This window comes from Streptomyces sp. Q6 (assembly GCF_036967205.1).
GTDB classification, from domain to species: Bacteria; Actinomycetota; Actinomycetes; order Streptomycetales; family Streptomycetaceae; genus Streptomyces; species Streptomyces citrinus.
Genome location: NZ_CP146022.1, coordinates 4,864,480 through 4,886,130 on the forward strand (window position 1 = coordinate 4,864,480; position 21,651 = coordinate 4,886,130).

17 protein-coding genes and 1 pseudogene are annotated in these 21,651 nt (G+C 70.3%); 7 read left to right on the top strand and 11 right to left on the bottom strand.

Annotated features, from left to right (window positions below):
• Positions 1-22: 22 nt before the first annotated feature.
• The 4 genes and pseudogenes from V2W30_RS22865 to V2W30_RS22880 all read right to left on the bottom strand — a co-directional run bounded on the left by V2W30_RS22865 (position 23) and on the right by V2W30_RS22880 (position 4,296).
• Complete coding sequence (locus tag V2W30_RS22865; protein ID WP_338699258.1) at positions 23-1,243, bottom strand: L,D-transpeptidase; 1,221 nt, start codon at positions 1,241-1,243, stop codon at positions 23-25.
• A gap of 87 nt (positions 1,244-1,330) precedes the next feature.
• Positions 1,331-2,275 carry a P1 family peptidase gene (locus V2W30_RS22870; RefSeq protein WP_338699260.1) on the bottom strand — a complete coding sequence of 315 codons (945 nt, stop codon included), beginning with the start codon at positions 2,273-2,275 and terminating at the stop codon, positions 1,331-1,333.
• 3 nt (positions 2,276-2,278) lie between these two features.
• Positions 2,279-2,808 (bottom strand): annotated as a pseudogene (locus V2W30_RS22875) (P1 family peptidase); the annotation flags it as partial.
• Positions 2,809-3,051: 243 nt separating this feature from the next.
• On the bottom strand, positions 3,052-4,296 hold the full coding sequence (locus V2W30_RS22880) for a low temperature requirement protein A (protein WP_425244585.1): 1,245 nt from the start codon (positions 4,294-4,296) through the stop codon (positions 3,052-3,054).
• A gap of 274 nt (positions 4,297-4,570) precedes the next feature.
• Between V2W30_RS22880 and V2W30_RS22885 the strand changes: the two genes are divergently transcribed.
• The 4 genes from V2W30_RS22885 (at position 4,571) to V2W30_RS22900 (ending at position 9,578) form a co-directional block, all read left to right on the top strand.
• The gene (locus V2W30_RS22885) at positions 4,571-6,004 is read left to right on the top strand and encodes a NarK family nitrate/nitrite MFS transporter (protein ID WP_338699264.1); all 1,434 of its coding nucleotides are present in this window, start codon (positions 4,571-4,573) and stop codon (positions 6,002-6,004) included.
• 228 nt (positions 6,005-6,232) lie between these two features.
• The gene (pflB, locus tag V2W30_RS22890) at positions 6,233-8,503 is read left to right on the top strand and encodes a formate C-acetyltransferase (protein ID WP_338699265.1); all 2,271 of its coding nucleotides are present in this window, start codon (positions 6,233-6,235) and stop codon (positions 8,501-8,503) included.
• A gap of 48 nt (positions 8,504-8,551) precedes the next feature.
• A complete protein-coding gene (gene pflA / locus V2W30_RS22895) occupies positions 8,552-9,355 on the top strand; it encodes a pyruvate formate-lyase-activating protein (RefSeq protein ID WP_338699267.1) in 804 nt (267 codons plus the stop codon).
• A 25-nt stretch (positions 9,356-9,380) separates the two neighbouring features.
• Positions 9,381-9,578, top strand: a complete 198-nt coding sequence (locus V2W30_RS22900) for a hypothetical protein (protein ID WP_338699269.1) — start codon at positions 9,381-9,383, stop codon at positions 9,576-9,578.
• A 19-nt stretch (positions 9,579-9,597) separates the two neighbouring features.
• Here the strand turns inward: V2W30_RS22900 and mscL are convergent, their stop codons facing one another.
• The 6 genes from mscL to V2W30_RS22930 all read right to left on the bottom strand — a co-directional run bounded on the left by mscL (position 9,598) and on the right by V2W30_RS22930 (position 15,428).
• Positions 9,598-10,077, bottom strand: coding sequence for a large conductance mechanosensitive channel protein MscL (mscL, locus tag V2W30_RS22905; RefSeq protein ID WP_338703728.1), 480 nt, complete (start codon positions 10,075-10,077; stop codon positions 9,598-9,600).
• A 114-nt stretch (positions 10,078-10,191) separates the two neighbouring features.
• The gene (locus V2W30_RS22910) at positions 10,192-10,629 is read right to left on the bottom strand and encodes an RcpC/CpaB family pilus assembly protein (RefSeq protein ID WP_338699271.1); all 438 of its coding nucleotides are present in this window, start codon (positions 10,627-10,629) and stop codon (positions 10,192-10,194) included.
• Between the two features lie 425 nt (positions 10,630-11,054).
• Positions 11,055-11,909, bottom strand: coding sequence for an S-methyl-5'-thioadenosine phosphorylase (locus V2W30_RS22915; RefSeq protein ID WP_338699273.1), 855 nt, complete (start codon positions 11,907-11,909; stop codon positions 11,055-11,057).
• An 88-nt stretch (positions 11,910-11,997) separates the two neighbouring features.
• Positions 11,998-12,336, bottom strand: a complete 339-nt coding sequence (locus tag V2W30_RS22920; protein WP_338699275.1) for an FmdB family zinc ribbon protein — start codon at positions 12,334-12,336, stop codon at positions 11,998-12,000.
• A 69-nt stretch (positions 12,337-12,405) separates the two neighbouring features.
• Positions 12,406-13,692: an MFS transporter gene (locus V2W30_RS22925; RefSeq protein WP_338699278.1), complete on the bottom strand. Its 1,287-nt coding sequence runs from the start codon at positions 13,690-13,692 to the stop codon at positions 12,406-12,408.
• A gap of 266 nt (positions 13,693-13,958) precedes the next feature.
• A complete protein-coding gene (locus V2W30_RS22930) occupies positions 13,959-15,428 on the bottom strand; it encodes a potassium/proton antiporter (RefSeq protein ID WP_338699280.1) in 1,470 nt (489 codons plus the stop codon).
• A gap of 297 nt (positions 15,429-15,725) precedes the next feature.
• Between V2W30_RS22930 and V2W30_RS22935 the strand changes: the two genes are divergently transcribed.
• Positions 15,726-18,491 carry a penicillin acylase family protein gene (locus V2W30_RS22935; protein WP_338699282.1) on the top strand — a complete coding sequence of 922 codons (2,766 nt, stop codon included), beginning with the start codon at positions 15,726-15,728 and terminating at the stop codon, positions 18,489-18,491.
• Between the two features lie 58 nt (positions 18,492-18,549).
• Here the strand turns inward: V2W30_RS22935 and V2W30_RS22940 are convergent, their stop codons facing one another.
• The gene (locus V2W30_RS22940; protein ID WP_338699284.1) at positions 18,550-19,173 is read right to left on the bottom strand and encodes a 5-formyltetrahydrofolate cyclo-ligase; all 624 of its coding nucleotides are present in this window, start codon (positions 19,171-19,173) and stop codon (positions 18,550-18,552) included.
• A 93-nt stretch (positions 19,174-19,266) separates the two neighbouring features.
• Here V2W30_RS22940 and galU point away from each other — a divergent pair, with 93 nt between their 5' ends.
• Both galU and glp read left to right on the top strand, forming a co-directional pair.
• Positions 19,267-20,169, top strand: a complete 903-nt coding sequence (gene galU / locus V2W30_RS22945) for a UTP--glucose-1-phosphate uridylyltransferase GalU (protein ID WP_338699286.1) — start codon at positions 19,267-19,269, stop codon at positions 20,167-20,169.
• Between the two features lie 4 nt (positions 20,170-20,173).
• Complete coding sequence (gene glp / locus V2W30_RS22950) at positions 20,174-21,532, top strand: gephyrin-like molybdotransferase Glp (RefSeq protein WP_338699288.1); 1,359 nt, start codon at positions 20,174-20,176, stop codon at positions 21,530-21,532.
• Positions 21,533-21,651: the final 119 nt, after the last annotated feature.

Genomic DNA, 21,651 nt, shown 5'->3' on the forward strand with positions numbered 1-21,651 from the left:
GCGTCGTGCGGTGGCGCGCAGGTCAGGCGGCGCTGCCAGCGGTCCACTGACTCCATGACATGTTCCAGCCATTGAGGCCGTTGTCCGGGGCGATCGTCTTGTCGTGCGAGTTCTTCATGACCACGACGTCCCCGACGAGCGAGTGGTCGTAGAACCACTTGGCGGTCGTGTCGCCGCCCGCGCCCTTCACGTCCCGCATGCCGACGCAGCCGTGGCTGGTGCCCTGGCTGCCGAAGATGCCGGGGGAGCTCCAGTAGTTGCCGTGGATGAACGTGCCGGACTGCGACAGGCGCATCGCGTGCGGCACGTCCGCGATGTCGTACTCGCCGCCGAAGCCGACCGTCGAGCCGTTCATCCGCGTCTGCACGAACTTCTCCGAGATCACCATCTGGCCGTTGTACGTGGGGTGTTGGTCGCTGCCCGTCGACACCGGGACGGTCTTGATCGTCTGCCCGTCGCGCACGACCGTCATCTGCTGCGTGTTCGCGTCGACGGTGGAGACCTGCGCGCGGCCGACGGTGAAGGTGACCGTCTTCTTCTGCACGCCGTGCACGCCCTTCGCCCCTTCGACGCCGTCGAGGTCGATCTTCATCGTGACCTTGGATCCGGCCTTCCAGTACTGCTCGGGCCGGAAGTCGAGGCGCTGCGAGCCGAACCAGTGGCCGACGATCGGCTGACCGCTGTCGGACGAGACCGCGATGTGCGACTGGACGGCCTTCTTGTCCGTGATCGCCTTGTCGAAGGTGAAGGAGACCGGCATCCCGACGCCGACCGTCGAGCCGCCGTCCGGCGTGTACGTGCCGATGAAGCTGTTCGCGCTCGACACGGTCGTGAAGACGGAGTTGGCGGCCGCCGTGTGGCCCTCGCCGTCCTTGGCGGTCGCGGAGATGCGGTACTTGGTGCCGCGCTCCAGCTGCTTCGCGGGCTTCCAGGACGCGCCGTTCGCGGTGATGCTGCCCGCGATCTGCTCGCCGGAGGCGGGCTCGGTCATCTTCACGGAGGTCAGCTTGCCGTCGCTGACCTCGACCCCCGTGGCGTTGATGGACGCGCCGGTCGAGCCGTCCTTCGCGGAGATGGTGATCCGCGGGGCGTCCTTGCCGCCGCCGTCCTTGCCGCCCTTGTTCCCCTCGGCGCTCGCGTCGCCGCCGCAGGCCGTGAGGGTGAGCGCGCCGATGGCGAGCGCGGCCCACGCGACGGCTATGTTCTGCTTCCGCACGGTCTGCTCCTGTTCCGCGTGAATCATCCGGTACGGGGAGAGAGCCCGAGCGGGACGGAGAGGTTCCGTCCGGTTGATGTGAAGGCAGACACAGGGACAGTTCCGTGACGCCTGTTACGCGCCTGTGGGGCGTTCCTGCGCATCCTGCGCGCCTGGTGCGTCCTGCGCGCCTTGTGTGTCGTGTGTGTCATGTGGGCTGGGCGGGCCGTAGAGGTCGCCGTACGCCGGATACGTCCCGGCGGGGCCGTGCAGCGACTGCGCCGCCCGTACGGCCCGGACGATCGCCCGCGTCACCAGATCCGCGCCGGCCGCGAGGATCTCGTTGAGCGCGAGCGGATCCGCGGCGTCGAGCGGCCGGTCGCCGGTGGCGAGTGCGAAGACCGTGTCGCCGTCGTTCAGCAGATGTACGGGACGGACGGCGCGCGCGATGCCGTCGTGCGCGGTCCCCGCGACCTTCTGCGCCTGAGCACGGCTGAGCTCGGCGTCGGTGGCGACGACGGCGAGGGTGGTGTTGAGCGGGGCGTTCGTGGTCGGGGTGTGCGGCGGCCGGGGGCCCGTGGTCGGGGCGTCCGTGGGCGGGGTATCCGCGTGCCCGGCGTTCGCGGGAGGGGCGTCCGTGGGCGGGGTATCCGCGTGCCCGGCGTTCGCGGGAGGGGCGTCCGTGGTCGGGGTATCCGCGCGCCCGGCGTTCGCGGGAGGGGCGTCCGTGGTCGGGGCATCCGCGCGCCCGGTGTCCGTGCGCGGGGCGTCGGTGGTCGGGGCATCGATGGTCGGGGCGTCGATGGTCGGGACGTCGATGGTCGGGGCGGCCGCGTGTCCGCCGTCCCCGGGAGGGGCATCCGCGTACCCGGCATCCGTACCGAGCGGTCCCACCCCGTTCGTCGCCGCTGCCGCCGCCAGTCGCGCGCGGGCCGCCTCGTGCACCTCGGGGGCGGGGTACGTCACCGGTCCCGTGCCCGCGAAGAACTCCCCGTACAGCGCCCCGGTCGCCGGGTCCACCACCGAGCCCGCCGCGTTGGCGACGACCAGCGCGGCGACCGTGATGCCGGAGGGGAGCACGGTGGACGCGGTGCCGATGCCGCCGCGCAGGGGCCTACGAGGGCGCCGGTGCCCGCGCCCGTGTTGCCCTCCTGGACGGGGGCGCCCAGGCCGGTCGCCGCCGCGGCCTCGACCGCGGCGCGGCCCGTCGACGCGTCGGGGCGGGCCCGCCAGTCGCCGCCCCTGCCGAGGTCGAAGACGCAGGCCGCGGGCACCACCGGGACGACCTGCCCGGGGCCGCCCACCGGGACGCCCCGGCCCTGCTCCTCCAGCCACGCCATCACGCCCGACGCCGCGTCGAGCCCGTACGCGCTGCCGCCCGTCAATACGACCGCCTCGACGCGCTGCACCAGATTGCGCGGATCGAGCGCGTCGGTCTCCCGGGTGCCGGGGCCGCCGCCGCGCACGTCGACGGCGGTGACGATGCCGCCCGGCGGGGCGAGCACCACCGTGGTGCCGGTCAGCCGACCGTCGCCGGTGCGGGTGGCGTGACCGACGCGCAGGCCGGCCACGTCGGTGAGGGCGTCGTTGCGGTGCGGGGAGGTCGCTGTCATGGCCCATGCGTACCACGGCAGTTGACCCGCACCCGGGGGCTACGGCGTCCGCGCCGCCCGTACCAGGGGACTACGCGTCCGCGCGGCCTCCACCAGGGGCGCTGAGCCGTCCGCACCGCCCGCACCGATGGAGCTATGCCGCCCACACCGGTGGAACTAAGCCGTCCGCGCCGCCCGCACCGATGGAGCTATGCCGCCCACACCAGTGGAGCTAAGCCGCCCGCGCCCCGCGTACCAGGAGCGCTAAGCCGTCCGCGCCCCCCGCACCTCACGCGCGGAGAGCGTCACCCCGGTCACCACCGCGAGCGCCATCACGATCCCCGCCGTGAGCACCGCCCAGTGCCCGGCGAACGTGGTCGCGAGCACCAGCACCGCGCACACCGGCAACGTCAGCTGCTGCGCCACGCCCGCCTTGAAGAACCGCGCGTGCAGCGCCCACACCATCAGCAGGAACACCGCCGTCGGCACCGTCACGGCCGCCGACGCCGCCGTCGTCGAGAGGTGGGCCTCGCCGACCGACTGCTCGACGGCGACCTCGATGCCCGCGCCGATCGCCGCCGCCGACGCGAAGATGAAGTAGTGGCCGTATCCCCACACGAACGCCTGCCGGTTGTCCTGCAACCGGTCGTGGATCGGCACCGCGAAGTAGATCCACCAGGCCGCGAACACGATCAGCAGGCCGCCCGCCGCGATCGGCAGCAGCTCGCCCAGCGCGTCGTTCTCCTCGATGCCCGACTTCACCGCGACCGTCGCCGCGGCGATCGACTCGCCGAGCACGATGATCGTGAACAGGCCGTAGCGCTCGGCGATGTGGTGCGCGTGCCAGGACGTCTGCCGGTCCCGCTCCGCGTACACCGGAACGCACATCTCCAGGACCGCCATCGCCAGGAACACCCAGTTCTGCGCGGCGCCCGTCGGCACGAGCATCAGGGCCAGCCAGCCGACCTGGCACGCCAGCACTCCGCCCGCGTACCGCAGCGCGACCCTGCGCTCGGCGCCGCTGGAGGCCGCCGCGGCCCGCAGCCAGTGCGCCGCCATCGCGACCCGCATGATCAGGTAACCGAGCCAGACGACCGTGAAGTTGTCGTGCTCGAAGGCCTGCGTGATCCCGGCCGCCAGGACGAGCACGCCCGCGATCTGCACGAGCGTGACGACTCGGTAGAGCGCGTCGTCGTTGTCGTACGCGGAGGCGAACCACGTGAAGTTCATCCACGCCCACCACACCGCGAAGAAGATCCGCGCGTAGTCGATCACCCCACTGCCCGCGTGCCCCTCGGCGACGGCGTGCACCAACTGCACCCCGCCCTGCGCCACGGCGACGACGAAACACAGGTCGAAGAAGAGCTCCAGCGGCGACGCGACCCGATGCTCCTCGTCGCGCCCGCGCTCGACCATGCGGCGCACGGGGGAGCGGTGGTGAGCAACCGCAGGAGCGCCGGGCGAGCCGGGTCCGCCGGGCGGGTGGGGCGTGTCTGGCGTGGAGGTCATGCGCACAGGACAGCAGATCGGCCCACGGCGGGCGAACCGGCACGCGTCCACCGGCCGGTGCTCTCCCGGGCGGTGCGGGCGAGGCCGGGGCGGCCCGCCCGTCCGGCTCGCGACCCGCCGGACGCCCAACGGGAGCCGCCCGCAGGGACTTTGGTCTCCCCGGATCGGGACCCTTCGGCGCGCCCCCGGGGCGACCAAGTCCTCTTACGCCCCTTTTAGCCCGGCGCGAATCTGGAGAGGCCAGGGAAACCCTCCTCACCACCAGGAACACGTCATGAGTCCTGCCGTCAGGGACGCCGCCGCGGTCGACGACGTCACCCGTTCCTACGACCCCCAGCAGTACCGGCCGGGTCGCACCATCTCCGACTGGGAGCCCGAGAACGAGCTCTTCTGGAAGTCGGTCGGCAAGCGCGTCGCCGCCCGCAACCTGTGGATCGCCGTCCCCGCCCTCCTGGTCGCCTTCGTGGTGTGGCAGGTGTGGAGCGTCACCGCGACGAACCTCGCCGACGTCGGCTTCAGCTTCAGCACCTCGCAGCTGTTCTGGCTGACCGCCGTCCCGGGTCTGACCGGCGGCACGGCCCGGATCTTCTACACCTTCCTCGGCCCGCGCATCGGACAGCGCCGCTTCACCGCGCTGTCGACGCTGGTCCTGGTGATCCCGCTGATCTGGCTCGGCTTCGCCGTCCAGGACACCAGCACCCCGTACGCCGTGATGGTCGCCATCGCCGCGCTCTGCGGCTTCGGCGGCGCCAACTTCGCGTCCTCGCTGGCGAACATCGGCTTCTTCTTCCCCAAGCGCGAGAAGGGCAACGCGACCGGCATCAACGGCGGCCTCGGCAACCTCGGCGTCTCCGTCGTCCAGCTGCTCACCCCGATCGTCATCACCAGCTCGGTCATCGCGCTCGGCTCCGCCCAGCACAAGGCCGACGGCACCCCCGTCTACCTTCAGAACGCCGCGTTCATCTGGGTGCCCGTCCTGGTGATCCTGGCCGCCGTCGCCTGGTTCGGCCAGAACGACCTCAAGGTCGCCTCCACCCCCTTCAAGCAGCAGAAGGTCATCTTCAAGCGCAAGCACAACTGGCTGATGACCTGGCTGTACGTCGGTACCTTCGGCTCCTTCATCGGCTTCGCCGCCGCTCTGCCGATGCTGATCAAGACCACCTGGACCCCGATCGACGCCGCCTACACGGCCGCCACATACGCCTGGATCGGCCCGGCCATCGGCGCGCTCGCCCGCTGGGGCGGCGGCTGGATCGCCGACAAGCTCGGCGGCGCCCGCGTCACGATCCTCTCGTTCGTCGGCATGGCCGCCTCGATCATCGGCGTCATCGCCTTCATGCCCTCGAACGGGGCCGGCGGCAACTTCTGGGGCTTCCTCGCCTGCTTCTACCTGGCGTTCTTCTTCAGCGGCATCGGCAACGGCTCCACGTTCCGCCAGATCCCCGTGATCTTCCGCAGCCAGCACCTGAAGGGCCTCACCGAAGGCACGCCCGCGTACACGAAGGCGCTGAAGCAGGCGGAGATGGAGTCCGGTGCCGTCACCGGCTTCACGTCGGCGATCGCGGCCTACGGCTTCTTCTTCATCCCGGCGATGTTCGCCAACTTCGCGGTCACCAGCGCCCTGTGGTGCTTCGTCGGCTTCTACGCGACGTGCGTCGTCGTCTGCTGGTGGTTCTACGCCCGCAAGAACGCCGAGTCCCCGAGCTGACGTTCGCAGCCCTTTCTTGTGAATACGTTCACAAGCGAACTTGGGTCGAAAGTCCCGCAGAAAACCCCAGGTCACCTGGGAAATGCCCGGCGAGGGCGGCGTGAAAGTGGGTCCTTTGGTCCTGAACTCAGGACCATTGCGGCCCGCCGGACCGCCCTCACGGGAGTCCAATGAATACGCAGCAAAGAACGCAGCGAACCGCTCGAAGAGATGGGGAAGGTGCCGCAGATGACTGCCACGCCCGCGGAGAAGACGACGCACGGCCAGGCCTGGAACGGCTTCAAGGGAGGCCTGTGGCGCGACGCCATCGACGTCCGCGACTTCGTGCAGCAGAACTACACGCCCTACGAGGGCGACGGCTCCTTCCTCGCCGGACCGACCGAGCGCACCACCGCCGTCTGGGACAAGCTCCTCTCGATGTTCCCGACGGAGATCGAGCGCGGCATCCACGACGTGGACGTGAAGACCCCGTCCCGCATCGACGCGTTCAGGCCCGGCTACATCGACGGTGACGCCAAGGACCACAAGGACCTCATCGTCGGCCTCCAGACGGACGCCGCGCTCAAGCGCGCGATCATGCCGAACGGCGGCTGGCGGATGGTCGAGGGCGCCCTCAACGCCTACGGCTACGAGGCCGACCCCGAGGTCCGCGAGATCTACACCCACCTGCGCAAGACCCACAACGAGGGCGTCTTCGACGCGTACACCCCCGAGATCCGCGCCTGCCGCTCCTCCGGCATCATCACCGGCCTGCCCGACGCCTACGGCCGCGGCCGCATCATCGGCGACTACCGCCGCGTCGCCCTCTACGGCGTCGACCACCTGATCGCCGCCAAGCAGGCCGACAAGGACGCGCTGGCCGCCGAGTGGCCCACCGAGCACGTCATCAGGGACCGCGAGGAGATCTCCGAGCAGATCAAGGCCCTGAACGAGCTCAAGGCGATGGCCCTGTCGTACGGCTACGACATCTCCGCCCCGGCCACCACCGGCCGCGAGGCCGTCCAGTGGCTGTACTTCGCCTACCTCGCCGCCGTGAAGGAGCAGAACGGCGCGGCCATGTCGATCGGCCGCATCGACAACTTCCTCGACATCTACCTCCAGCGCGACATCGAGGCCGGCCGCATCACCGAGTCCGAGGCCCAGGAGTTCATCGACGACTTCGTCATCAAGCTCCGCATCGTCCGCTTCCTGCGCACCCCCGAGTACAACGACCTCTACTCCGGCGACCCGACGTGGGTCACCTGGTCGATGGCCGGCATCGGCGAGGACGGCCGCCCGCTCGTCTCGCGCACCACCTTCCGCGCCCTCCAGACCCTCTACAACCTCGGCCCGGCCCCCGAGCCGAACCTCACGGTCTTCTGGTCGCGCGATCTCCCCAAGGGCTTCAAGGACTTCGCCTCCCAGGTCGCCATCGACACCTCGGCCATCCAGTTCGAGTCCGACGAGCTGATGCGCCCCAAGTACGGCGACGACACCGCCATCGCCTGCTGCGTCTCCGCGATGGCCGTCGGCAAGCAGATGCAGTTCTTCGGCGCCCGCGTCAACGTCGCCAAGGCGCTCCTCTACGCGATCAACGGCGGCCGCGACGAGAAGACCGGCAAGCAGGTCGTCGAGGGCTTCGAGCCCATCGAGGGCGACATCCTCGACTACGAGACCGTCGCCGCACGCTACGACGCGATGCTCGACTGGCTGGCCAAGACGTACGTCCACGCGCTCAACGTCATCCACTACATGCACGACAAGTACGCCTACGAGCGCATCGAGATGGCCCTGCACGACCGGGACATCCTGCGCACCATGGCCTGCGGCATCGCGGGTCTGTCGGTGGCCGCCGACTCCCTCTCGGCCATCAAGCACGCGAAGGTCAAGGTCGTCCGCGACGAGACCGGCCTGGCCGTCGACTACGAGATCGACGGCGACTACCCGGCCTACGGCAACAACGACGACCGCGCCGACGACATCGCCAGGTCGATCGTGCACGGCTTCATGGAGAAGGTCCGCAAGCACCCCACGTACCGCGACGCGGTCCACACCCAGTCGGTGCTGACCATCACCTCGAACGTCGTCTACGGCAAGAAGACCGGCAACACCCCGGACGGCCGCCGCTCCGGTGCCCCCTTCGCCCCCGGCGCCAACCCGATGAACGGGCGCGACGAGCACGGCTACATCGCCTCCGCCCTGTCGGTCGCGAAGCTGCCCTACGACGACGCCGAGGACGGCATCTCGCTGACCAACACGATCACTCCGGACGCGCTGGGCCGCACCCCCGAGGAGCGCGTCGGCAACCTCTCCGGCGTGCTCGACGGCTTCATGGCCAGCGACGGCTTCCACATGAACGTGAACGTCCTGAACAAGGCGACCCTCGAGGACGCCATGGAACACCCGGAGAACTACCGGCAGTTGACCATCAGGGTCTCCGGCTACGCGGTGAACTTCGTCCGTCTGACGCGCGAGCAGCAGCTGGACGTCATCAACCGCACCTTCCACGGCTCCCTGTGAGCCGGTCCTCCTGACCGAGACAGCCCGAAGGACACGAGGAGGAACGTCATGACCGTCATGCTCACCCAGAACCTCGCAGCGAACGACGCCGCCACCCCGGCCGCCGCCGCGACGCACCGCCCCACCGAGGGCTCGGTGCACTCCTGGGACCTGTCGACCGGCGTCGACGGGCCGGGCACACGGTTCGTGACGTTCCTCTCGGGCTGCCCCCTCACCTGCCTGTACTGCCACAACCCCGACACCTGGCGGATGCGCAACGGCAAGCGGACCTCGGCCGACGACATCGTCGCGGAGGCGGCCAAGTACACCCGGTTCATCGAGGCCGCGGGCGGCGGCGCCACCATCAGCGGCGGCGAACCGCTCCTCCAGCCCGTCTTCACCGGTGAACTGCTGCACCGCTTCAAGCACGAGCTGGGCCTGCACACCGCGCTGGACACCTCGGGCTTCCTCGGGGTGCGCGCCACCGACGCCCTGCTGCGCGACGCCGACCTGGTCCTGCTCGACATCAAGTCCTGGGACCGCGCCACCTACAAGAAGGTCACCGGACGCCCGCTCCAGCCCACGCTGGACTTCGCGCACCGCCTCGCCGACCTCGGCAAGGACGTGTGGGTGCGCTTCGTGCTCGTCCCCGGCCTGACCGACGACCCCGCCAACATCGAGGGCGTCGCCGCCTTCGCCGGCTCCCTGGGCAACGTCTCGCGGGTCGACGTCCTGCCCTTCCACAAGCTCGGCGAGGCGAAGTGGCAGGCGCTCGGCAAGACCTTCACGCTGCACGACACCCCCTCGCCCACCCCCGAGCAGGTCGCCACCGCCAAGTCGATCTTCGAGGCCCACGGCCTCAAGGCCGTCTGACCGCCCGGCGACGTACTCTGGACGCATGAGTACCGCCCCTGACCCGGAACCCGGGGAGCCGCGAGCGCGTGACCCCAAGGCCGCGCTGATCTTCGACGACCCGCTGACGGCGCAGTCCGCGGACGACAGCGACCGTGGCTGGGGCGACCGCCCGGCGGCGAGTGACAACAGCGCCGCCGACCTGGCCCGCTTCCTCGACGAGAAGCCGCCCCACCACCTGTGAAGCGCCGCGGAGAGCGCGGCTACGACTCGGTGTGACCCGAGCCGCGCTGCGCCACGAGCGCGTCGCGGATCTCCTTGAGGACCTCCAGCTCGGAGATCTCCAGCGTCTCCTGGACGCCTTCCTTCGCCGCCTCCCTGGCCGCCTTCTTGGCGAGGTACTTCGCCATCGGCAACACCATCAGGAAGTACACGACCGCCGCGGTGATCACGAAGCTGAGGATCGCGCTCAGCACCGAGCCCCACATGATCGGCACGCCGCTGACGACATCGCCCGCGTCGTTCGTCTCGCACGGGCCCTTGAGGCAGGAGCTGTAGCTCTCGAGGTCCTTGGTGCCGAGGGCGCCGACCAGCGGGTTGATGACCCCCTTGACCACCGCGTTCACGATGTTCGTGAACGCGGCGCCGATGACCACCGCGACCGCCAGGTCGATCACATTGCCGCGCATCAGGAAGGCCTTGAAGCCCTCCCACAGACTCGGCTGACTCTTCTCGCTCACCAGAAGGCCTCTCTTCACATGTCCAGGTTGCAGAGCAAACGCCCCCGCAACTTACGACAGTTCGGGTCAGACCTGTCCAATTAGGTAACTCGAACGAGGGACTTGACGCGCCGTACGTCACCACAGCGTCACCGCCAGCCTGGACGTGGCCCCCGCACCCGCGAGGCGCGCGGCCGTCCGGCGCTCCACCCTCAGGACCACCAACGCCCCGCCCAGGTCCGGGGTTTCGCCGCCCCCGTCAAAGGTCTCACCAAGCCCCTCTGCGGCCGCCGCCCGCTTCGGTACGGACGCGACCCGCGCCCCCGACGCGAGCACCCGCGCCCCGGGCTTTCCGTCGGTCCGGCCCGCCACCACGTCGACCCGGTCACCGGGGCGCAGCAGCCGCACCGCTCCCGCGTCCGCGATCCGCACCGGCGCCGACACCGTCACGGCGGGCCCGCGCGCCCGCTGCCCCGGTGGGGCCGGTGCCCGCTCGTGTCCGTGTCCATGCCCCGCGCCGGGCGAGGGAACGGCGGCGACCAGCGCCGCCGCGGTCAGGGCGAGCCCGGCGGCCACGGTCGGCCGGCCCCGGTGCCGACCGCCCCGGCCCGCGGACCGCAGACGCCCGCCCCGCACGCGTACGGGAGCGAAGGGCGGCACCTCGGACGTCGGAGGCGTGCTGAGCCGGTCCGGGGGAGAGGGGGGAGAGGGGGGAGAAGAGGGGGAAGAGGTGGGCGAGGGTGAGGGGAAGGGGAAAGGGGAGGGGGAGGAGGGCATGGCCGTCACCGCCTGCGGTTCGGAGGGGACCTGCGATCGGTCGAGCCGGGCAGCGCGCCCGTCTCGTCGACCACGATCCGCCTCCGCGCACGATCGTGCTGAGCCCCGTGTACTACCGAGCGGTTGTGGACAACTCCCTCACCCGAAGGGGCAGCTCCCCCCTTTGAGCCCCCTGCTCAGCCGATCTTTGAGCCCCCTGCCCAGCCGCGTCGCGGCAGCCCGCGTCAGGGCAGCCGGATCCCCGGGTCCATCCCGCCGAGCGCCCCCGCGCACAGGCAGTCCCGCTCGCCGCTCGCCGGCAGCCCCGCGACCGCGTCGAACAGCACCGTCCGCAGCCGGTCCACGTTCGCCGCGAACACCTTCAGGACCTCCTCGTGCGAGACTCCCTCCCCGCTCTCCGCGCCCGCGTCCAGGTCCGTGACCAGGGTCAACGACGTGTAGCAGAGCTCCAGTTCACGGGCGAGCATCGCCTCCGGGTGCCCGGTCATACCGACCACCGACCAGCCCATGGACTGGTGCCACCGCGACTCGGCGCGGGTCGAGAAGCGCGGGCCCTCGACGACGACGAGCGTCCCGCCGTCCACCGGCTCCCAGTCCTTGCCGCGCGCCGCCGCCACCGCGACCTTGCGCCCCACCGGGCAGTACGGGTCGGCGGGCGAGACGTGCACGACGTTCGGCACGGAACCGTCCGGCAGCGGATGCCCGTCGAAGTAGGTCTGCGCCCGCGCCTTCGTCCGGTCGACGAACTGGTCGGGGACCAACAGCGTCCCCGGCCCGTACTCGGGCCGCAGCCCGCCCACGGCGCACGGCCCGAGGACCTGGCGTACACCCACCGACCGCAGCGCCCACAGATTCGCGCGGTAGTTGATGCGGTGCGGCGGCAGGTGGTGGCCGCGGCCGTGCCGCGGCAGGAAGGCGACCCGGCGCCCCGCGACCTCGCCCAGGAAGAGCGAGTCGCTCGGCGGCCCGTAGGGGGTCTCCACCTGGACCTCGGTCACGTCGTCGAGGAACGAGTAGAAACCGGAGCCGCCGATCACGCCGATCTCGGCGTCAGGACGTGTGTTCGTGTTCGTCGCCATGGTCGACACAGTAGTCAAGGCGAGAACGCCGAAGACCCTGTCGTCCGGGGACGACAGGGTCTCGTAAGACTCTCGTGGCAGCTCGCGCCTATGCGGCGGACGAGGAGCTGGAGGACGACGTCGAGGACGACGAGGTCGACGAGCTCGAGGACTTCGAGTCCGACGACGACGAGGTCGACGAGGTGGAAGGCTTGGCGTCCGAGGACGACTTGGCGGCCGGCGTCGAAGCGGGGCTGCTGCTCGACGACGAACCACGGCTGTCGTTGCGGTAGAAGCCGGAGCCCTTGAACACGATGCCGACGGCCGAGAACACCTTCTTCAGGCGGCCACCGCAGTTCGGGCACTCGGTCAGGGCATCGTCGGTGAACTTCTGCACCGCCTCGAGGCCCTCGCCGCACTCGGTGCACTGGTACTGGTAAGTCGGCACTGTGTCTTCCTCCTGGCACTCTCACTCAATGAGTGCTAACGACGCTCCATAGTGGCCTATTCCACGGGATCAGTCCACTGCCACCGGCACTCGGTGACCCACGCCACGTGCCACGGTCCGTCCCTGGGAGGGCGGAACGAGCCGCGAACGCATCAGGAACATGACTCCCAGGGCGAGCACCGTGCCGCCCATCGGCACCAGGAATCCGGCGCCGTCCCAGAACCGGTCCTCCAACTGTCCGGCCACCGTCACGGCGGCCGCCTGGCCCAGCGCGACCGCGCCGGTGAGCCACGTGAAGGCCTCCGTGCGGGAGTGCGCGGGGACGATCGACTCGACGAGCGTGTAGCCCGTGATCAGGGCCGGCGCGATGCACACGCCGACCAGCAGCCCGAGCCCGGCGAGCAGCGGCACGGACTGCGCCGCCCACAGGCCCGACGCGGTCAGGGCCAGCGCCGTGTAGGCGACGAGCAGGCGGCGCTGCGGGGCGACCTTCCAGGCGATGGCGCCGCAGACGATGCCCGAGAGCATGTTGCCCGCGGCGAAGACGCCGTACAGGACGCCGTTCAGGCCGGGCTCGCCGATCGCCTCGGTGTACGCGGCCAGCGAGACCTGCATGCCGCCGAAGACCGAGCCGATGCCGAGGAACGTCACGATCAGGACCCGTACGCCGGGGACCCGCAGCGCGGAGACGTGCTCCACGCGCGCGTGCCCGTCGACAGGGCGCACCGAGGGCTGGGTGCCCTTCTGCGCGGCGAACAGCAGACCGCCGACGAGGGTCAGCGCGGCCTCGGTGATCAGACCGGCGGCCGGGTCGACGCCGGTGCACAGCGCGGTCGCGAAGAGCGGGCCGAGCACGAACGTGAACTCGTCGGTGACCGACTCGAAGGCGGCCGCGGTCTGCATCAGCGGCGAACCCTGGAGCTTCACACCCCAGCGCGCCCGCACCATGGGCCCGATCTGGGGCGTGGAGGCACCCGTCGGCACGGCCGCGACGAACAGCGTCCAGGTAGGTGCCCCGGAGAGCGCGAGCGTGGTCAGCGCGATCCCGGAGGCCGCGTGCACGAGGACGCCCGGCAGCAGCACGGCGCGCTGCCCGAACCGGTCGGCCAGTTTGCCGCTGTAGGGCGCGAACAGCGCCATGGAGACACCGGTCGCCGCGGAGACCGCGCCGGCGGTGCCGTAGGAGCCCGTGGTGTGCTGCACGAGCAGCACGATGGAGATGGTCAGCATCGCGAACGGCTGGCGCGCCGCGAAGCCGGGAAGCAGGAACGTCCAGGCCCCGCGGGTGCGCAGGAGCTGCCCGTAGCCGGGACGCTTGTCGCCGGGGGTGTCGGTGACCGTGGCCTTGTCTGGCACGGCCCTCGCCTTTCTGCCGCCTGGTAGCGCGCCGCCTCCTGGTCGAGGGGAGCGCGCCGAGAGCCGTCCTCATGCGCCGGGAACCGAGTGATACCTACGGTCCGCGCCAGGAGAGGCCCTGGGCCAAGCAGAAGTGCTGCAAGGGGACCGCGGCCGCTTTGCGGTCGCGCCGGCTCTACGTCAGGCAGAGTCGGTGAAACGGTGAATCAGTGGATCGGTGAGTCAGTGGATCGGTGGACCTGAGAAATCAGGTGCACCCACCCATGTTAACGGGCGGTTTCGTTCCCCGTGCCCAGCCAGCCGGCGAGCTTTCCGCCCAGGGCGACGGCCCGCAGGCGTGCCTCGGCGGCGTCGCGCACCGGGTCGGTGGCGACGACCAGGAGTTCGTCGCCGCGGCGCAGCACGGTCGTGGGGCCGGGCACGAAGGACGTCCCGTCGCGGACGACGAGCGTCACGGCGGCGCCCTTGGGCAGCCGCAGCTCGCCGACCTCCACGCCGTGCATACGGGAGGCCTGCGGGACGGAGACGGACAGCAGGTGCCCGCGCAGCCGCTCCAGGGGCGCCGACTCGATGCCGAGGTCGGCGGCGTCCGAGGGGCCGCCCAGGCGCAGCTTTCTGGCGAGCCACGGCAGGGTCGGGCCCTGGATGAGCGTGTAGACGACGACCAGGACGAAGACGATATTGAAGATCCGCTGGCTGCCTTCGATGCCGGTCACCATCGGGATCGTCGCCAGGATGATGGGCACGGCGCCGCGCAGCCCCGCCCACGACATGAGTGCCTTCTCCTGCCACGGCATCCGGAAGGGCACCAGGCTGATGACGACTTCCAGGGGGCGCGCGATCATCGTCAGGACGAGCCCGATGATCAGCGCGGGCACGATGTCGTTGCCCAGGTCGTGCGGGGTGACGAGCAGGCCGAGCAGCACGAACATGCCGATCTGCGCGATCCAGCCGAGCCCTTCGGCGAAGCCGCGGGTGGCGGGCCAGTGCGGCAGTTTCGCGTTGCCCATGACCATGGCGGCCAGGTAGACGGCGAGGAACCCGCTGCCGTGGGCCATGGCGCCCGCGGCGTAGGCGACGGTGGCGATGGCCATCACGGCGATCGGGTAGAGGCCGGAGGCGGGCAGTGCCACGTGCCGCAGCCCGAAGGAGCCGAGCCAGCCGACCGCGAGCCCGATCGCGGCTCCGATGGCGAGCTCCAGGGCGATCTCGCCGACGAGGAGGTACCAGGCGTCCACAGGGCCCGCCGTGGAGAACGCGACGACAAGGATGACGACCGGAGCGTCGTTGAAGCCGGACTCCGCCTCCAGGACGCCGGTCACGCGCGACGGGAGCGGCACCTTGCGCAGGACGGAGAAGACCGCCGCCGCGTCCGTGGAGGACACCACCGCTCCGATGATGAGGGCCTGCCGCCATTCAAGGCCCACCAAGTAGTGCGCACCCGCCGCCGTCACGCCCACGCTCACCGCGACACCCACCAGCGACAGCGCGGCCGCCGCGGGCAGAGCGGGTTTGATCTCCTTCCATTTCGTGCCCAGACCGCCCTCGGCCAGGATCACGACAAGGGCCGCGTACCCGATGACCTGGGTCAGTTCGGCGTTGCTGAAGGAGACGTTGCCGATGCCGTCCTGGCCCATGGCGACGCCGATGCCGAGGTACAGGAGCAGGCTGGGCAGTCCGCTGCGCGAGGAGACGCGCACCGCGGCGACCGCGATGAGCAGCACAAGAGCGCTCACGAGCAGGAGCTGGTTGAGGTGGTGGACAGTCAGGGGCTGTTCCTTCCGCGTTGCGGACGTACCTCACCGAGGTACGTCACCGAGGTACTTCGTTACCTTACCTAATGGTTAACGCTTTCTTGACGGCCGGACCATTTCGCCAACCCCCGTAGGGGGCCGCTTCCTGACTCCGCGTCCGGGGCCGCACCGCACTGCTCGTATGGTTGCTCTCGCCCTCCCGCCCGTCGCCCACCACCTCTCTTGAACGAGGGCCCTCCAAGCCCGCCGAGTCGTCTGCGAAGGACAGCAAGGATCGCGATGCCCTCCACTACGAACGCCTCTTCCGGTAGCCAGCCCGGTAAGAAGAAGGGGCGCAGAGCCCGACTGCTCGTGATCGTCCTCGTCCTTGCCGTCGTCGCGGGCCTCGGATACGGCGCCTATTGGGGCGTCGACAGCGTCCGCGCCTCCTTGCCGCAGACCACGGGTTCCGTGCGGATCGACGGCCTCGACGGCCAGGTGCAGGTCAAGCGGGACTCCTACGGGATCCCGCAGGTCTACGCGTCCTCCGACGAGGACCTGTTCATGGCGCAGGGCTATGTGCAGGCGCAGGACCGGTTCTACGAGATGGACGTGCGCCGCCATACGACCTCCGGGCGGCTCTCCGAGATGTTCGGCAAGAGCCAGGTCAAGACCGATGAGTTCCTGCGCACCCTGGGCTGGCACCGGGTGGCGCAGCAGGAGTACGACACCAAGCTCTCGCCGGCGACGAAGAAGTACCTCCAGGCGTACGCCAAGGGAGTCAACGCCTACCTTGCGGGCAAGAGCGGCAAGGAGATCTCCGCCGAGTACGTCGCGCTCGGCTTCGAGAACGACTACACGCCGCAGAAGTGGACTCCGGTCGACTCCGTGGCCTGGCTGAAGGCGATGGCCTGGGACCTGCGCGGCAACATGCAGGACGAGATCGACCGCTCGCTGATGACGAGCCGCCTCGGCCCGAAGCAGATCGCCGACCTGTACCCGGACTACCCGTACGACCGGAACAAGGCGATCGTGCAGGAGGGCGCCTACAACAGCGCCACGAAGACGTACGACACCTCGGCCTCGGGCAGCACGCAGACGCAGTCGGGCACCGGCGGTGCGGCGGGCACCGGCCTGACGGGCGATGCACAGGCCCCCAGCAGCCTTCAGAGCCAGCTCGGCGGCCTCGCCGAGGTCCTGGACCAGATCCCCGACTCCGCGGGCCTCGGGCCCAACGGAAACGGCATCGGCTCCAACTCCTGGGTCGTCTCCGGCGACCACACCATCACCAGCAAGCCGCTCCTCGCCAACGACCCGCACCTGGCGCCGCAGCTGCCGTCCGTCTGGTACCAGATGGGCCTGCACTGCACGACGGTCTCCAGCGACTGCCAGTACGACGTGACGGGCTACACCTTCGCGGGCATGCCCGGCGTCGTCATCGGCCACAACCAGGACATCTCCTGGGGCCTGACGAACTCCGGCGCCGACGTCACGGACCTCTACCTGGAGAAGTTCAGCGGTGACGGTTACCTGTACGACGACAAGACGGTGCCGTTCAAGACCCGCAAGGAAGTCATCAAGGTCGCCGGCGGTGACGACAAGACGATCACGATCCGCGAGACGAACAACGGTCCGCTGCTGTCCGACCGCAACGACGAGCTCGTCAAGGTCGGCAAGAAGGCACCTGTAGGCACCACGACGGCGCCCGACCGCGGCGACGGCTACGGCGTCGCGCTGCGCTGGACCGCGCTGACGCCCGGCAAGACCATGGACGCCGTCTTCGAGATCGACAAGGCGAAGAACTGGACCGAGTTCCGCAAGGCCGCCGAGGACTTCCAGGTCCCCTCGCAGAACCTCACGTACGCCGACACCGAGGGCAACATCGGCTACCAGCTGCCCGGCCGCATCCCGATCCGCGGCGAGGGCGACGGCTCGCTGCCGTCGCCGGGCTGGGACTCGAAGTACAAGTGGACCGGCTACATCAAGTCGTCCGAACTGCCCTACGAGTACAACCCGAAGCGCGGCTACATCGTCACCGCCAACCAGGCCGTGATCGACGAGGACAAGTACCCGTACACGCTCACCACGGACTGGGGCTACGGCACCCGCAGCCAGCGCATCACCGATCTGATCAAGTCGAAGATCGACGGTGGCGGCAAGATCTCCACCGACGACATGCGCACCATGCAGATGGACAACAGCAGCGAGATCGCCAAGCTGCTCGTGCCCAAGCTGCTGAAGATCGACGCCAAGGACTCGTACGTCCGTGAGGCGCAGCAGCTCCTGGAGAACTGGGACTACACGCAGAACCCGGACTCGGCCGCGGCCGCGTACTTCAACTCCGTGTGGCGCAACATCCTGAAGCTCGCCTTCGGCAACAAGCTCCCCAAGGAGCTGCGCGTCGAGGGTCAGTGCCTGTACGTCGAGCCGGTGGACAACACCGGCCCCGCCGACGAGGACCGCAAGGTGCGCGAGTGCGGCGAGCGGGACGCGCACTCGGCGCAGCCGGACGGCGGCGACCGCTGGTTCGAGGTCGTCCGCAACATCATCGACGACGAGGACAACGCCTGGTGGCAGGCGCCGAAGACCCGCACGGACAAGGCCACGACCACGCGCGACCAGCTGTTCGCGCGGGCCATGGACGACGCCCGCTGGGACCTCACCGCCAAGCTCGGCAAGGACATCGACACCTGGTCCTGGGGTCGGCTGCACAAGCTGGAGCTGAAGAACCAGACCCTCGGCACCGAGGGTCCCGGCTGGCTCCAGTACATCCTCAACCGCGGTCCCTGGAAGCTCGGCGGCGGCGAGGCGGCCGTCAACGCGACCGGCTGGAACGCGGCGGGCGGCTACGGCGTGGACTGGGTCCCGTCGATGCGCATGGTGGTCAACCTGGCGGACCTCGACAAGTCCAAGTGGATCAACCTGACCGGCGCCTCGGGCCACACCTACAGCTCCCACTACACGGACCAGACCGACAAGTGGGTCAACGGCGAGCTGCTGTCGTGGCACTTCAGTAAGAAGGCCGTCGACGACAGCACGTCGGACACGCTGGAGCTGAAGCCGTAGCGGAGTACCGCAGCGCAGTACCGCAGAGGGGCCCCACGCGCGCGTGGGGCCCTCTGGGCTATCCGAAGCGCCGTACGCCCGACGGCGTCACGACCGCGTCCACCGGCTTGTCGTGCGCCTCCTCCGGCAGGTGCGCGACGACTTCGCTGTCGTACAGCAGCACCACCCGGGCCGGGTGCGCGCCGGCCGCCTCCAGGCGGGCCAGCACTCTGTCGTACGAGCCTCCGCCCCGGCCGAGCCGCATCCCGCGCGCGTCCACGGCGAGCCCCGGCAGCAGCACGACGTCCGCCTCCAGGACGGCGTCGGGCCCGAGCCGCCGTCCACCGGGCTCCAACAGGGCCATCTTCCCCGGGTGTTGCACGCGGACGAGCGAGGCTGCGCCCTCGTACGCCCCCCAGTCGAGGTCGTTGTCGGGCAGCAGCACCGGCAGCAGTACCCGGGTCCCGCGCGCGCGGAGGGTGTCCAGGAGGGCGCCCGTTCCCGGCTCGCCGCCTACAGAGACGTACGCGGCGACCGTGCGTGCGTCCGCGAACTCGGCAAGATCCAGTGCCCGCTCCGCCACAACCTTTTCCGTCGCCCGCACGTCATCGTGTAGCAACGTGTTCCTCACCGCGAGGAACTCTCGTCGCAACGTGCGCTTGTCAGGGTGTGCGTGGTGCGGGTCGCTTGTGTGCGGGCTCATGGCTGGCTCACAAACCTCTCTTGTGCGTACATATATGTGCGATCAAAGCGGACCCACAGATTCCGCCCATAGCCGCCGGATAAGGTGACGGGCATGACTGACTCGCACACCAGGATCACCAAGGCTGTCATTCCGGCCGCAGGCCTCGGCACCCGGTTCCTGCCGGCCACGAAGGCGACTCCCAAGGAGATGCTTCCGGTCGTCGACAAGCCGGCGATCCAGTACGTGGTCGAAGAGGCCGCCTCCGCGGGTCTCGACGACGTACTAATGATCACGGGACGCAACAAGCGCCCGCTGGAAGACCACTTCGACCGCAACTACGAGCTGGAGTCGGCCCTTCAGAAGAAGGGCGACGCCGACCGGCTCGCGAAGGTCCAGGAGTCCAGCGACCTCGCGACCATGCACTACGTCCGCCAGGGCGACCCCAAGGGCCTGGGCCACGCGGTCCTGTGCGCCGCCCCGCACGTGGGCGACGAGCCCTTCGCGGTCCTGCTCGGCGACGACCTGATCGACCCGCGCGACCCGCTGCTCGCGCGCATGGTCGAGGTCCAGGAGCGGCACGGCGGCAGCGTCGTCGCGCTCATGGAGGTCGAGCCCTCGCAGATCCACCTCTACGGATGCGCGGCGGTGCAGACCACCGACGACAGCGACGTCGTCAAGGTCACCGACCTCGTCGAGAAGCCGGACCCGGCCGACGCCCCGTCGAACTACGCGATCATCGGCCGCTACGTCCTGGACCCCCACGTCTTCGACATACTGCGCAAGACCGAGCCGGGCCGCGGCGGTGAGATCCAGCTCACCGACGCGCTCCAGCAGCTCGCCGCGGACGAGAAGGTCGGCGGCCCGGTGCACGGCGTCGTCTTCAAGGGCCGCCGCTATGACACCGGCGACCGCGGCGACTATCTGCGTGCCATTGTCAGACTCGCGTGCGAACGTGAGGACCTGGGCCCGGACTTCCGGACCTGGCTTCGCAGTTACGTCACCGAGGAGATGTAGCACCTTGAGCAGCGCGACCACGCCGTCCACGTCGTCCACCGAAGGCCGGCCCCTCTGGTCGGTGGACGAGCACCTTGAGGACATCCTCAGCACCGTCCACCCGCTCGAACCCATCGAGCTGCAACTCCTCGACGCCCAGGGCTGTGTGCTCGTCGAGGACGTGACGGTGCCGGTCTCGCTGCCCCCCTTCGACAACAGCTCGATGGACGGCTACGCGGTGCGCGTCGCCGATGTAGCGGGCGCGAGCGAGGAGTTCCCCGCCGTGCTCACCGTCGTCGGCGACGTCGCGGCGGGCCAGGCCGAGCAGCCCGCCGTCGGCCCCGGCCAGGCCGTGCGCATCATGACCGGCGCCCCGCTGCCGCCCGGCGCCGAGGCCGTCGTCCCCGTGGAGTGGACCGACGGAGGACTCGGCGCGGGACCGGTCACCTCGATGACCGCCCACAGCGCGGCCCCTGAGGGAGCGTCGGGCGAGGTCCGCGTCCACCGCCCCGCCGAGGCACGCGCGCACGTCCGCGCGCAGGGCAGCGACGTCCGGGCCGGCGACCGCGCCCTGACCACCGGCACCGTCCTCGGCCCGCCGCAGATCGCGCTGCTCGCCGCCATCGGCCGCGGCACCGTCCGCGTCCGCCCCCGCCCGCGCGTGGTCGTCGTCTCCACCGGCAGCGAACTCGTCCAGCCCGGCGAGTCGTTGGGATCCGGCCAGATCTACGACTCCAACAGCTTCGCCCTCACCGCCGCCGCCCGGGACGCCGGAGCCCTCGCCTACCGGGTCGGCGCGGTCGCCGACGACGCGGAGACGCTGCGCTCCACCATCGAGGACCAGCTGATCCGCGCCGACCTCGTCGTCACGACCGGCGGCGTCAGCGTCGGCGCCTACGACGTGGTCAAGGAAGCCCTCTCCACCATCGGCGACCCCGACGAGGAGGACGGCATCGGCGCGGGCAGCGGCGTCGAGTTCCGCAAGCTCGCCATGCAGCCCGGCAAGCCGCAGGGCTTCGGCTCCGTCGGCCCCGACCACACCCCGCTGCTCGCCCTGCCGGGCAACCCCGTCTCCTCGTACGTCTCCTTCGAGCTCTTCGTGCGCCCCGCGATCCGCACGCTCATGGGCCTGCCCGCCGACGCGGTGCACCGCCCCGTCCGGCGCGCGTCCCTCACCACCGACAAGGCGCTCACCTCGCCCGCGGGCCGCCGTCAGTTCCTGCGCGGCGCGTACGACGAGAAGACCGGCGCGGTCGCCCCCGTCGGCGGCTCCGGCTCGCACCTCATCGCGGCCCTCGCCCACGCGGACGCGCTGATCGTCGTCCCCGAGGACGTGACGTCGGTTGAGCCCGGCACCGAGGTGGACGTCGTCCTGCTGGGCTGACCCGAACCGCCACCGATCCGGCCGCGGCCCCCACTGCCGATCCCGCTGTCCGAGGCTCGCGATACCGTGTCGCGCACAACTGTCCGGCGCGCCGCACCGCGCACGGCTCGGATCGGGAG

Bases quoted from the DNA above. Each gene is read 5' to 3' on its own strand.
- V2W30_RS22865 (WP_338699258.1), bottom strand. From the start codon at position 1,243: ATGATTCACGCGGAACAGGAGCAGACCGTGCGGAAGCAGAACATAGCC.
- V2W30_RS22940 (WP_338699284.1), bottom strand. From the start codon at position 19,173: ATGAGCCCGCACACAAGCGACCCGCACCACGCACACCCTGACAAGCGC.
- galU (WP_338699286.1), top strand. From the start codon at position 19,267: ATGACTGACTCGCACACCAGGATCACCAAGGCTGTCATTCCGGCCGCA.
- V2W30_RS22885 (WP_338699264.1), top strand. From the start codon at position 4,571: ATGAGTCCTGCCGTCAGGGACGCCGCCGCGGTCGACGACGTCACCCGT.
- pflB (WP_338699265.1), top strand. From the start codon at position 6,233: ATGACTGCCACGCCCGCGGAGAAGACGACGCACGGCCAGGCCTGGAAC.
- V2W30_RS22935 (WP_338699282.1), top strand. From the start codon at position 15,726: ATGCCCTCCACTACGAACGCCTCTTCCGGTAGCCAGCCCGGTAAGAAG.
- pflA (WP_338699267.1), top strand. From the start codon at position 8,552: ATGACCGTCATGCTCACCCAGAACCTCGCAGCGAACGACGCCGCCACC.
- V2W30_RS22900 (WP_338699269.1), top strand. From the start codon at position 9,381: ATGAGTACCGCCCCTGACCCGGAACCCGGGGAGCCGCGAGCGCGTGAC.
- V2W30_RS22880 (WP_425244585.1), bottom strand. From the start codon at position 4,296: ATGACCTCCACGCCAGACACGCCCCACCCGCCCGGCGGACCCGGCTCG.
- V2W30_RS22915 (WP_338699273.1), bottom strand. From the start codon at position 11,909: ATGGCGACGAACACGAACACACGTCCTGACGCCGAGATCGGCGTGATC.